The 12,350-nt window shown below is 72.0% G+C and carries 9 protein-coding genes and 1 pseudogene; 6 read left to right on the top strand and 4 right to left on the bottom strand.

The genetic code is table 11. The annotated features are described in order from the left end of the window. Positions 1 to 6 precede the first annotated feature (6 nt). Entirely contained in the window at positions 7 to 597 is a 591-nt protein-coding gene (locus ACIQRL_RS14490; RefSeq protein WP_401331395.1) for a TetR family transcriptional regulator, read from the bottom strand. Between the two features lie 401 nt (positions 598 to 998). Here ACIQRL_RS14490 and ACIQRL_RS14485 point away from each other — a divergent pair, with 401 nt between their 5' ends. The 5 genes and pseudogenes from ACIQRL_RS14485 to ACIQRL_RS14465 all read left to right on the top strand — a co-directional run bounded on the left by ACIQRL_RS14485 (position 999) and on the right by ACIQRL_RS14465 (position 8,200). Next, positions 999 to 1,910 carry an SDR family oxidoreductase gene (locus ACIQRL_RS14485; RefSeq protein ID WP_401331393.1) on the top strand — a complete coding sequence of 304 codons (912 nt, stop codon included), beginning with the start codon at positions 999 to 1,001 and terminating at the stop codon, positions 1,908 to 1,910. A gap of 491 nt (positions 1,911 to 2,401) precedes the next feature. Continuing rightward, entirely contained in the window at positions 2,402 to 3,925 is a 1,524-nt protein-coding gene (locus ACIQRL_RS14480; protein ID WP_401331391.1) for a cellulose binding domain-containing protein, read from the top strand. Positions 3,926 to 3,955: 30 nt separating this feature from the next. Beyond that, positions 3,956 to 4,774: pseudogene (locus ACIQRL_RS14475) on the top strand (hypothetical protein); the annotation flags it as partial. A gap of 357 nt (positions 4,775 to 5,131) precedes the next feature. Continuing rightward, positions 5,132 to 6,247: a ribosome small subunit-dependent GTPase A gene (rsgA, locus tag ACIQRL_RS14470; RefSeq protein ID WP_401331389.1), complete on the top strand. Its 1,116-nt coding sequence runs from the start codon at positions 5,132 to 5,134 to the stop codon at positions 6,245 to 6,247. Between the two features lie 483 nt (positions 6,248 to 6,730). Then, positions 6,731 to 8,200, top strand: a complete 1,470-nt coding sequence (locus tag ACIQRL_RS14465; protein ID WP_401331387.1) for a DNA-3-methyladenine glycosylase 2 family protein — start codon at positions 6,731 to 6,733, stop codon at positions 8,198 to 8,200. A gap of 179 nt (positions 8,201 to 8,379) precedes the next feature. Here the strand turns inward: ACIQRL_RS14465 and ACIQRL_RS14460 are convergent, their stop codons facing one another. Then, on the bottom strand, positions 8,380 to 8,748 hold the full coding sequence (locus tag ACIQRL_RS14460; protein WP_401331385.1) for a PPOX class F420-dependent oxidoreductase: 369 nt from the start codon (positions 8,746 to 8,748) through the stop codon (positions 8,380 to 8,382). Between the two features lie 252 nt (positions 8,749 to 9,000). Between ACIQRL_RS14460 and ACIQRL_RS14455 the strand changes: the two genes are divergently transcribed. Beyond that, positions 9,001 to 10,281, top strand: coding sequence for an SGNH/GDSL hydrolase family protein (locus ACIQRL_RS14455; RefSeq protein WP_401331383.1), 1,281 nt, complete (start codon positions 9,001 to 9,003; stop codon positions 10,279 to 10,281). Positions 10,282 to 10,389: 108 nt separating this feature from the next. Here the strand turns inward: ACIQRL_RS14455 and ACIQRL_RS14450 are convergent, their stop codons facing one another. Further along, complete coding sequence (locus ACIQRL_RS14450) at positions 10,390 to 10,872, bottom strand: DUF456 domain-containing protein (protein WP_401331381.1); 483 nt, start codon at positions 10,870 to 10,872, stop codon at positions 10,390 to 10,392. A 36-nt stretch (positions 10,873 to 10,908) separates the two neighbouring features. Continuing rightward, positions 10,909 to 11,889, bottom strand: coding sequence for a helix-turn-helix domain-containing protein (locus tag ACIQRL_RS14445; protein WP_401331379.1), 981 nt, complete (start codon positions 11,887 to 11,889; stop codon positions 10,909 to 10,911). Positions 11,890 to 12,350: the final 461 nt, after the last annotated feature.

The following is a 12,350-nucleotide window of genomic DNA, read 5'->3' as shown; positions in this document are numbered from 1 at the left end:
GCGGTATCAGCTTTCAGGCCGCGCCTGCTCCGGTGGGGCGGTCGCGGAGAGGGCGTGCAGATCGTCGAAGGCTTGGAGGAGATGTGCGTCCAAGCTCTGTGAGGAGTCGTCGATCCAGGCTTGGGCGGCGTGGTGGAAGGTGGCCCAGCCGGTCTGTGCGGCCAGGCCGGCCAGCCGGTCGGGGACATCGCGCTGACGTAGCGCCTCCGCTATGGCTTCGGTGAGGGCTGCGCCCTTGGCCAAGTCGCGTTCCCGGAGGGCTGGGGTCTTGGCGATGACCGCCAGCCGTGGCTCGGAGAACGGGCGGTTGTCCTCAAGGATTCGTCCAGCTTTCCGGAAGGCGCACAGCAGGATGCCGAGTGGCTGCAGGCCATCGGGGGCGTCGGCGACCTCCTGCATCAGCGCGGCGCGTAGGTCGGCTTCGCCGCCGAAGAGCACCTCGCGTTTGTCCGGGAAGTGCCGGAAGAACGTGCGCTCGTTGACTCCTGCCCGGGCGGCGATCTCAGCCGTGGTGGTCTGATCGAACCCGCGGTCCCGGTACAGCTCCAGAGCCGCCTGCTGAAGGCGGCGGCGCGCTTCTGCTCCGCTTCGTGGCACCCCTCGAAGATACCGCATGCGCCGGTGACTGACACTTCTTGACGCCAGTGACTGGCGCTACGTAAGGTCAGTCACTGGCGCTACTTAGTGCCAGTGACTGTCGCTAGGGGGGAGGGTTTCGTCGCTGGTGGCAGCGGCCCCGACCTCTCGGCCCGAACGCCGTCGAGGCGATCAAGATCTCCGTCGAGCACCGCTCACCGAATTTCGCCGAACCGCCAGCCTGGTGGCGGCCGCGCGGCGGTCGTCGGAGTCCGAGCGCCGGCCGCCTCGCAGGCCCTGACAGGACGCGCATGCGACGCGTTGCTGCGCCGTTCCCCTCGAAGGCAGGCCGTTCATTCCTGTTTCACCCACACCGGACCGTTCGGCGGCCCCGGTGCGCACACCCACAGAGAGGGCGTTTCATGCATATCTTTGTCACTGGTGGTTCCGGCCAGACCGGCCCCGCTGTCGTCGCCGAACTCGTCGCGGCCGGCCACAACGTCACTGGTCTGGCACGCTCGGATGCCGCCGCCGCCCGGCTGGAGTCGCTGGGCGCCACACCACACCGCGGTTCCCTGGACGACCACGACAGCCTGCGCCGCGGCGCCGAAGCCGCCGACGGCGTCCTGCACATGGCCTACGGGGGTGACTTCTCCGACCTCGACGACATGATGAGGCGCGACCGGACCGCGATCGAGGCCCTCGGCCGGCCGTTGGAGCACTCGGGCAAGCCGCTCGTCATCACCTCGGGCACGCTGGTCATGCCCGCCGGCCGGGAGACCACCGAGAAGGACGAGCCCGACACGGCCGGGATCGCCGCCTTCCGCATCGCGGGCGAGCGGGCCTGTCTGGACTTCGCCGCCCGGGGAGTACGCGCGAACGTGGTCCGCCTCGCTCCTACCGTCCATGGCCCCGAAGACCACGGCTTCATCCCCATGCTCATCGCCACCGCACGAGAGACCGGCGTCTCAGCCTATGTCGGCGACGGCACCAACCGGTGGCCCGCAGTGCACCGGCTCGACGCCGCGGTCCTCTTCCGCCTGGCACTGGAGAAGGCTCCTGCGGGCAGTGTGCTGCACGGAGCGGCCGAAAGCGGCGTCACCATGAAGAGCATCGCGCAGACGATCGCCCGGGGCCTGGACCTGCCGACGGTCTCGCTGACCCCCGACCAGGCTGCCCGGCACTACGTCAGCCCGTTCATGGCCAGGGTCTACGGCTTCGACGCGCCCGTCTCCAGCGCTCACACACAAGGGCTGCTCGGCTGGTCCCCTACCCATCCGGCACTGCTCGATGACCTGGAGCACGGCGACTACTTGACCACGCCGACCACCTGACCCCCTCACACCCGTCCGAACTCCCGTCGTCGGTGTCCTCGGGGGCGTCCGGGTCGTGCAGAGGCCACGGTCCCTGGCCGGGGCCGGCCACCAGGAAGAATCCTCCGCCGTACCGGCAGCTTGATCGACCCCCGAAGGGCGCACGAAGTCGACCACTGAGCCCGCACCGTGTCCGCATCGGGAGCTGCCCTGCCCGGGGAGTGGCGGGTTCTGTGAAAGTTGAAGCAATCGCTCCCCGCCGACCCGCGTTCCGTACGACACTCGGGGCGACCGGAGTCGGACGGTCCACGCACGTAGGGCAGTTCACCGGAACCGGTCGGTCCACCGTGTGATCGCGTGACCGCGATATGTGACTGCGTCGCTTGTCAGTTGTGTCGAACGCGTGAAAGGCTCTGGCCCGTTGTCGAGACGGTCCCCAACTCATGCCGAATCAGGGCGAGTTGGGCGTTGTGCGAAGTTGCGCATGGAAGCAATCGATGCAGGAGCCCCCCATGTCAGACCTGCCGACCCCCCAGGATGCCGCCGAGGCCGCGCTGTTCTCGGAATGCTGGGACGCGGTCCTGTCGTACGCCGATCTGTGCACGTCCGGCTCCGCCGCGGCCACACAGTTGGCCACCGAGGCGTTCACCCATGGCATTCATGAGGCGCGCTCGGTCATGGCCCGTACGAAGAACACCGGCCGTAGAACCCCCCGGCTGCCCCGGATTCCCTTGCTGCTGAACTCGGTTCGGACCACCGCAGCCGCCTGGGAGGCGCACGGCCAGGGCGACCGGCTGGACCCCGACCTCAGGCTGTGGCTCAACTCCGAGAAGGCCACCCGCTACACCGGGCCTCCGCTGCACCGTCCCATCGCGCTGCGGGGGTTGAGGGATCTGCAGGAACCCGACGCGGCTCTGCTGTGGCTGGTCGAGGTGGAGGCGCTCCCGCTGCCCGCGGTGGCCCGGCGGCTCGGTCTCGACCCGGTGGCGGCCGCCGAGGAACTCGGCCAGGTGCGGACGCTGTTCAGGGACCGCTGTCACCGCAACCACCTCGACACGCCGATGGACGTGAACTGCCGCAGCTACGCCAGGCTTCTCGACGCGGTCACCCGCTCGCCGGGCGCCGGGACGCCCGAGGACCTCTCGCAGCACCTCTCCCGCTGCGTGGAGTGCGCGGAGGCCGCCGCCTGTCTGCGGCTGCACGGCGGGGGGCTGCCCGCGGCGCTCGCGGGCGGGGTGATCGGCTGGGGCGGCCTCGCGTATCTGGAACGCAGGCGCCGCGCCGCCGAGGCGGGGATGGCGGGCGGGCGTACGAACGCGGCCTTGGACACCGGTATCGCCGAGCTCAAGGAGGCCGCGCCCCGGATCGGCCGCACCGGGCTGCTGGTCGCCGCCGTCATCGTCTCCGGCCTCGCGCTCACGGTCTCCCTGATGCCGTTCGGCCCCGGAAACGACGGCGGCACCTCCGCGCGCGGCGACTCGGCCGACCGCCAGCCGGTGGCCGACCCGGGTGTGCCGTCCCCGCAGGCGACCGCCCGCGCCGCGAGCTCGCTCGTCTCGCCCGAACCCGCGCGCGCCAGTGCCGACGCGGGCTCGAACCACGACCCCGAACCCCAGGGCACGGCCTCGCCCTCGGCCCGCACCACCAGCGGGACCCCGGGCTCCAAGGACTCCACGAAACCCGCGAATCCTTCGGATTCGGACTCCACCAAGAGCCCCGCGTCCTGCGACGTCAAGTACCACATCGTCGACCAGTGGACGGACGGCTTCCAGGCCACCGTAACGGTCACGTCCGCCGTGGCCCTCGACTCCTGGCAGATCGCCTGGACCTTCGCCGACGGCCAGCGGGTCACGCAGATGTGGGACGGCACGGTCGCCCAGAACGGCTCCCACGTGACCGCGACCGCCGCCGACTACAACAAGTCGGTCGCAGCGGGCGGTTCCTTCGCCGTCGGCTTCAACGGCACCTGGCACGGCGGAAACGCGGTCCCGAACGCCTTCACCGTCAACGGCGGACGCTGCACGACCGCTCACTGAACCGTCGGTCCCGGTGATCCTGTGGTGGGCGTCTCGCTTGACGGGTTCAAGGCGGCGGCGAAGTTCCTGCACCAGCAGTTTCTCTTCGATACGAAGTTCGTGCCCTACGGGACACAACTGATACCGCTCGCGGCGATCCTGGCCCTGGCCGGAGATGCCGCGCAGAGCGCCGGGGCCCAGCACAAGCTCGCCCGATGGTACTGGTGCGGTGTGTTCGGGGAGCTCTACGGCGGCTCGACGGAAACTCGCTTCAGCCAGGATTTGCCGGATGTCGTCGACTGGATCCGCGAGGACGCGGCTGAGCCTCGCACCGTCACTGCCGCGCAGTTCGCCCCCGGACGCCTGCTGACTCTCCGTACCCGCAACAGCGCCGCCTACAAGGGGATTTACGCTCTCCTGCTCAAGGCGGGGGCCCTGGACTGGCGAACCGGGGAGAAGGCCGAGGTCACAGGCTATTTCGACGAGTCCATCGACATCCACCACATCTTCCCCAAGACGTGGTGCGAAAAAGCGGGATACGCCCCCCACGACTACAACTCGATCATCAACAAGACCCCGTTGACCGCCCGTACCAACCGGATCATCGGAGGGGCGGCCCCCTCCGACTACCTGGGCCGTCTGGTCAACGCGGCGCAGACCCCTCACGAAAGCGTCGCCGAACGCATCCGCTCCCACCTCGCCGAACCGGAACTCATGGGCACGGACGACTTCGACGAGTTCTTCACCGCCCGTAGAGCCGCGCTGCTCCGCAGCATCTCGGACGCGATGGGCAAGCCGATCCTGGACGACGAGGGTGCCGAGGATCCGGGGATCAGTCTCGACACAGCGGATGACACCGACGATCTGTGATCAACGAGATCTCTCGTACGCACACTGATCGAATCGGAGTCCGGCGACTTCGGCGTCGTCATCGTGGGCGGGATGAGGCATTGGGCCGAGTACCAGAGCGAGTGAGCGGGGCCGAAGCGGAAAAGCGGTGGCATCCGCGTGTGTTCGCTCCTATCGTGGGTGTTGCTTCACGCGGTGGCCCGCCGGCCCCGCTCCCGGCTGAGCAGGACCAGGAGGTGTGACCGTTGGCTGTCTTTGAGATGGGCGCTGCCCACATCCAGAAGTTCATCAAGTCCACCTTCGTGGCCGCCGGCTGACCTTCCTCTTCCTTCGCGCCGCAGTGCGCGTCGCCGGGGCCGCCCTTGTGAAGGGTCTCCCTTGACTTCCAGCTCCGCTTTCCCGACCCCGTCCGCCTCCCTGGGTCTCTCCCCGCTCGTTCCCTACGGCTGGGACGACGCCTGGGCGGACGAGTTCGCTCCCTACGACTCCGAAGGGCTCGTCGCCGGACGGGTGATCCGGGTCGACCGCGGCCAGTGCGACGTGGCCACCGCCGACGGGGTCGTCCGCGCGGACACCGCGTTCGTGACACCGCACGACCCGCTGCGGGTCGTGTGCACCGGTGACTGGGTCGCCGTCGAACCGGCCGGCAACCCGCGCTACGTACGGGCGTATCTGCCGCGCCGTACGGCCTTCGTGCGGTCCACCTCCTCCAAGCGGTCCGAGGGGCAGATCCTCGCGGCCAACGTCGACCACGCCGTCGTGGCCGTCTCGCTCGCCGTGGAACTCGACCTCGGCCGCGTCGAACGCTTCCTCGCGCTGGCCTGGGAGTCCGGCGCCCAGCCCGTGGTCGTCCTCACCAAGGCCGACCTGGTCGCGGAGGCGGCCACCCTCGGGCACCTCGTGCAGGACGTGGAGACCTCCGCGCCCGGCGTTCCCGTGCTCGCCGTCAGCTCCGCGACGGGGGCGGGGCTCGACATCCTCGAAGCGGTGCTCGCGGGTGGTACGGCCGTCCTGCTCGGGCAGTCCGGCGCGGGCAAGTCGACCCTGGCCAACGCGTTGCTGGGCGAGGACGTCATGGACGTACGGGCCACCCGTGACATGGACGGCAAGGGGCGGCACACCACGACGACCCGCAACCTTCTCGCGCTGCCGGGCGGCGGTGTCCTCATCGACACCCCGGGGCTGCGCGGAGTCGGACTGTGGGACGCCGCGAGCGGGGTCGGCCAGGTGTTCTCCGAGATCGAGGAGTTCGCCGCCGACTGCCGCTTCCAGGACTGCGCCCATGTCGCCGAGCCCGGGTGCGCGGTGCTCGCGGCCGTCGACTCCGGCGAACTGCCGGATCGGCGGCTGGAGAGCTACCGCAAACTGCTCCGCGAGAACCAGCGGATCGTCGCCAAGACGGACGCCCGCGTGCGCGCCGAGATCCGCCGGGACTGGAAGCGCAAGGGGGCGGAGGGCCGCGCCGCCATGGAGGCCAAGCGCGGGCGCTGGTAGCCGGGGACCGGGCGCTGGTGGCCGGGACGGGTGCAGGACGCGGATTCCCCGCGCCCCCTGCGCCCGCCCGGGCTGTCCGGGCCGCCTGATTCGCCGGGCGCCCCGGGCTGTCCGGTCCGCCTGTTCCGCGGGGTCGCCCGGACTGCTCGGGCCGCCGGAGCCCCGGGACCGCCCGGTCGGCCGCGGACGTCCCGGTCGGCCGCGGACGTCCCGGACCGCCCGGTCGCCTGGGCGGTCCGGGACCGCCGAGACCGGCCGGGGCGTCGGGGCCGTCGGGCACCGCCCCGGACGACTCCCGGGGCGCCCTGGCCTGCCGCTTCTCCGCCCGTCCGGCCCCCTCCGGCCCCTGGCTGGGTGGGGGCGGGTTCGGTCCTGCGCCTGCGCAACGGCGTGCCGTTGCGCAGGCGCGGGCCGTCGCCCGCGACGTGATGTCGTGTCCGATTTCCGCCAGCCCCGCCGTGGGGGCCGGGCCACACTGGAAGGGTGAACGACGAGGACACCAGGTACGAGGACACCAGGCACGAGAACGCCGGGTTCGAGGACACCAGGTACGAGGCCGTGCGGAGCCGGGACGCCCGGTTCGACGGGGAGTTCTTCTTCGCCGTGCGCACGACGGGGATCTACTGCAGGCCGAGCTGCCCCGCGGTGACGCCGAAGCGGCGGAACGTGCGGTTCTACGCGACGGCCGCCGCCGCGCAGGGCTCGGGCTTCCGGGCCTGCCGCAGATGCCGCCCGGACGCGGTACCGGGCTCCGCGGCCTGGAACGTACGGGCCGATGTCGTCGGCCGGGCCATGCGCCTCATCGGCGACGGCGTGGTGGACCGCGAGGGCGTCGGCGGCCTCGCCACGCGCCTCGGGTACAGCGCCCGCCAGGTCCAGCGGCAGCTCACGGCGGAGGTCGGAGCGGGTCCGGTCGCGCTCGCCAGGGCCCAGCGCGCGCACACCGCGCGGATCCTGCTCCAGACCACCGAACTCCCCGTCACACAGATCGCGTTCGCGGCGGGGTTCTCCAGCGTGCGCCAGTTCAACGACACGATCCGCACGGTCTACGCGTCGACCCCGAGCGAGCTGCGCGCCGCGGCGCCGCGCACCGGCCCCGCCGCCCGGAGCGCGACCACCCCCACCGCGGGTGTGCCCCTCAGGCTCGCCTACAGGGGCCCCTACCAGTCCGCCGCGGTCTTCGACCTGCTGGCCGCCGAGGCCGTCCCGGGCATCGAGGCCGTCGACGGCAACCGTGGCCGTCGTACGTACCGGCGCACGCTCCGGCTGCCGTACGGCACGGGGATCGTGGCCGTCGAGGAGCGTCCGGGCACCGGGGCGGGCCGCACCCGTGCGGGCACGCCGGGCCCCACCGACGCAGCGCACCCCGGCGGCTGGCTCGACGCGCGCCTGCACCTCACCGATCTCAGGGACCTCACCACCGCCGTACAGCGGCTGCGGCGGCTGTTCGACCTCGACGCCGATCCGTACGCCGTCGACGCGCGGCTGGGAGCCGACGCGCGCCTCGGTCCCCTGGTCGCGGAGCGGCCGGGCCTGCGGTCGCCGGGCGCCGCCGATCCGGACGAGCTCGCGGTGCGCGCGCTGGTCGGGGAGGCGGAGGCCGGGCGACTCGTGCAGCGGTACGGGAAGGCGCTGGACGCCCCGTGCGACACGCTCACGCACCTCTTCCCCGAGGCCGCCGTCCTCGCGGAGGCGGAGCCCGGCGGCCCGCTCGGCGCGCTGACCGCCGCCCTCGCCGACGGCACCGTGCGTCTCGACCCGGGCGCCGACCGCGACGAGGCGTGGGCGGCGCTGCTCGCACTGCCCGGCATCGACGAGGGAACCGCCGCCGCCATCCGTACCCGGGCCCTCGGCGACCCGGACGTGTCCCCGCCCGGAGCGAACGCCCCGGACACCTGGCGCCCGTGGCGCTCGTACGCCGTCCAACACCTCAGGGTGGCAGGGGAGTTGTAGCCGGACGCCGCCTTGAGCCGGGCGGCGGGTGCACGCACGACCTTCAACGGCCCCGTGCGCGCACCGAGTCGGATCGCCGACCCACCGCCCGGCAACGTGCGACCCGCCGACCAGGCGACGCGTGACCCGGTATCTCACCAACTCGACGACTCGCCAACTCGCCGACTTCGTAAGGCTGTTCAATCTTCGAGGCCCCAACTGTGGATCCGCCTCGGATGGATCCGGATCAACTCCTCACTGAAGTGTGGCCCCAGGTCATGTGCGCCGGTGAGGAGTTCCGCCTCTCCGCGGATGTCGACGCCTCGGACCTTCCACGGCTTGAGGCTGACGATGTCGTCGACGACCAGGGCGACCTTCGGGTTCTTCTGAAGGTTGCGCCACTTCTTCGTGGTGCCCATCGCGTAACCGCCGATCAGGATCGTCCCGTCCTCCTGCGGGAAGAAGCCGACGGGGTTGGCCTGGGGCTGTCCGAGGGGGTCGACGGTGGGCAGCCGGCCCAGCCGCTGCGACCTCAGATACGCGCGCTCGGCTTCACTGAATTCGGTCATGACAGCAGCCAAACACGCCCCCGACCACCGCGCATCGGGTTCCGGACCTAGGACCAGGGGAGGAGGGGATCTCGTACGGAGCCCGGCTACGGAACCTTGGTGGGATTCGCGTGCGGAGCCTCGATCGGATCGGGCTGCGAAAGCCCCGTTCGGTCCCGTCCGGGTGCGTCCGGTCCCGTCCCGTCCCGTTCGGGTGCGTCCGATGGTGTGATGGTGTGATGCGGGGTCGTACGGGCGGGGAAGCGATGGCCCATGCCCCGCGCGATCATGATCCGGCGTCTTCTCTTCCCCCTGGTGGCCGCCCTGGTCCTCACCCCGCCGAGTGGGATCGCCGAAGCGCGGTCCGTGCTCGGCCGGAGCGCCCCGAAGCCGGCCAAGAACTGGGCAGGGGCCTGGCCGGGAATCTGGACGGGCACCTGGGAGGCCGCGGCCGCCGGGACCGTGCCCGCGCTGCCCGGCGCCTCGATCCGCAATGTCGTGCACACCAGCGTCGGCGGCCGGGCCGCTCGCGTCCGTCTCTCCAACCGGCTCGGCACGAGACCGCTCCAACTCGGTTCCGTGACACTGGCATTGCAGCGGCCGGGCGAACCGAGGAGCCCCCGGGCGGTCGCGGGCTCCGTACGCGCGGTCACCTTCGACGGTGCCCGATCGGTCACCGTCCCCGCAGGCCGGGACCTGGTCAGCGACCCCGTCGCCCTGCCGGTCCCCGCCGACGCCAACCTCCTCGTCTCGGTGCACACCCCGGCCGACTCGGGCCCGGCGACGTACCACCGCTCCGCGCTGCAGTCCAACTTCATCGCGCCCCGGGGCGATCGGACCGGCGAGGAGAGCGGCGCCGGCTACACCACCACCGTCGGCAGTTGGTACTACGTGACCGGCGTCGACGTGCTCGGCCCGTCCGTCGCGGGCAGCGTGGTCGCGCTCGGCGACTCGATCACCGACGGCACCGGCTCGTCGTTCGACGCCAACCGCCGCTGGCCCGACCGGCTCGCCGCCCGGCTGCGCGTCCTTCCCGCGTACCGCAGGCCCGGCGTCCTCAACGCGGGGATCGCCGGGAACCGTGTCCTGCTCGACGACCGGGGCCCGAGCGCTCTGACCCGCCTGGACGCCGACGTCTTCTCCCGCGCGGGCGTCCGCGCGATGATCATGCTGGAAGGCGTCAACGACATCAAGGGAACACCGGAGCAGAGGGACCCCCTCGCCCTGGAGAACGCCTACCGGCTCGTCGTGCGCCGCGCCCACGCCCGGGGCATCCGGGTCATCGGCGCCACGATCACCCCGTACGGCGGTCATGCCGCGTACACCCCGGACCGGGAAGCGGTGCGGCAGGCGGTCAACGCCGCCATCCGTACGCACCGGATCTTCGACGCGGTCGCGGACTTCGACGCCACCGTCCGGGACCCGGCCCGCCCGAGCCGTATCCTCCCCGCCTACGACCCCGGCGACCACCTGCACTTCAACGACGCCGGCATGCGCGCGCTGGCCGACACGATCGACCTGTGGTCCCTCGTGGCGAAGACACCCGCGCGCTAGCCCCGGGCGGGCGGAGGCCGCGGACCTGTGCTTCCCGGGCGCGCGGAGCCCGTACACGGGGAGCCGCGTACGCGGGGAGCCCCGTACACGCGTCCCCCCGCCGCGGGCTCAGCCCCAGATCACCGCGCCCAGCCACGCGCCCATGATCAACAGGCAGGCGAAGAGTTCCGTCAGCACGCTCCAGCCGCCCGCCCGCATCGCGGTCCGCACCGAGGCCTTCGCCGGCCCGTGCCCGCCGAGGCGCAGCCGCTCGCCGAGGTAGATCCCGCCGATGAAACCGGGGACGGCGCCGATCACCGGCACCAGGAGGAAGCCGAGGAACGCGCCGCCACCTGCGTACACCGCCATTCGGGTGGTGGCGCCGCTCTCCCGCAGCCGTCGCGGCGGCAGCATCCAGCGGATGGCCTGGGCGAGCAGCAGGACCGCGGTCGCACCGACGAGGACGGCCCAGGACAGGGTCTGCGGGTAGCTCAGCGCCCACCACAGAACCGCGGCCCAGACGAGCCACGACCCCGGCAGACCGGGCACCAGTACTCCGACCAGGCCGAGCAGAATCACCACGCCGACCAGCAGGAGTTCCCACACTCCCATCTGCCCAGCCTGCCCGAGCGGGCGGGAAACCGCAGGTCAGTCCCGCGCCACCCAGCCGCGCTCGTACGCGTGCCAGCCCAGTTGCAGCCGGGTCGTGACCCCCGTCAGCTCCATCAGGCGCTTGACGCGGCGCTGTACGGTCCTCAGGCCCAGGTCGAGCTGTTTGGCGACGCTCGCGTCGGTGAGCCCCGCGAGGAGCAGGGAGAGGATCTCCAGGTCGGTGCCGTCCGGGCTGTCCGGCTCCTGCTCCAGCACGCCCCGGCTGCCCAGCCGCAGCGGCAGCGCGTCCCGCCACACCGACTGGAACAGCCCCGACAGCAGCTCCAGGAGTCCGCTCGCGTGGACGACCAGCGCGGCCGGCTCCGCGGTGTGCGAGGTGAGCGGCACCATCGCGAGCGCCCGGTCGGCGATCACCAGCTTGGTCGGTACCTGGTCCACGACCCGCACCTGCTCGTCGCGGCCGAGCGCGGCGGACAGCTCGGTGATCCCGCCGGGCTGGTCGAGGACGGCCCGCTCGACGACGACGCGGTAGCCGACACCCCGGCCCGCGGCCTGCTCCTCGGCGTCGTTGTCCGCGCCGGAGACCACCATCGGCGTCCCGGTGACCAGCGCGCACACCTCGTCGGTCGCGCCGAGCTGGAGCTGCAGGAAGCGCTGCGAGACTGCCGCCGCGCCGATCACCACCTCGACCAGGTCGTGCACGGCCGGTTCGCCGGCCGCGCCCCGGTACTCCTCGGCCAGCAGCGCGGCCGCCAGCTCCGCCTTCTCCAGCTCGTGCCGCTGCTGGGTGAGCAGCGCGCCGAGCGCGACGCCCGGCGGCGCGGCGACCCAGCGTCCGGGCCGCGCCGAGGACTGCGCGGCCAGGCCGTGCCGTTCCAGCCGGCGCAGCGCGCGTTCCGTCTCGTACTCGCCGAGTGTGAGCCGACGCGCGAGATCGGGCACCTCGGCGGCGCCCACGGACACCAGCGCGCGGTACGCCGACTCGTGGGTCTCGTCCAGACCTATCGCTCCCAGCATGCGGCGATGTCCCTCCCAATGGATGCGTTCCGGCCGGTCGGCGGCGCCGTGGCGGAAATCGGCCACGGCACAAACCCGCCCCGGCACATCATGGTCGTACCCCCCGCCCCTCTGACAAGCTCACGTCACCGCGGCACCAACTACCGTCCGTAATGCCCCGCTTGGGATCGACCCGCCTGAAAGAGGCCGTACCGGCTCGCGCGCCGGACCGGTCCCGGGCCGGGCGCGAGGCCGAACTCGGGATCGGGCTCAGGAACGGTCCAGGTGCTGAACCCGGTCCTGAACTGGTCTGCGCCGAACGGGATTCGGCCATCCGGAGTGACCCGGGCCTGTCCGCGACGTGCGTCGGGCCCCGGTCGCCCAAGCGCCGCCGGGCGGTTCTCCCGTGGGGGGTGGGACCGCCCGGCGGTCAGGTGTTCGCACGTATCGGTACGCATTCCTGTTCGACGGTTCACTCGACG

The sequence above is a fragment of the Streptomyces sp. NPDC091209 genome, from assembly GCF_044757755.1.
Classification (GTDB): Bacteria; Actinomycetota; Actinomycetes; order Streptomycetales; family Streptomycetaceae; genus Streptomyces.
Note: the sequence above shows the minus strand (reverse complement) of the source record. Positions and strands in the feature narration are given on the sequence as shown.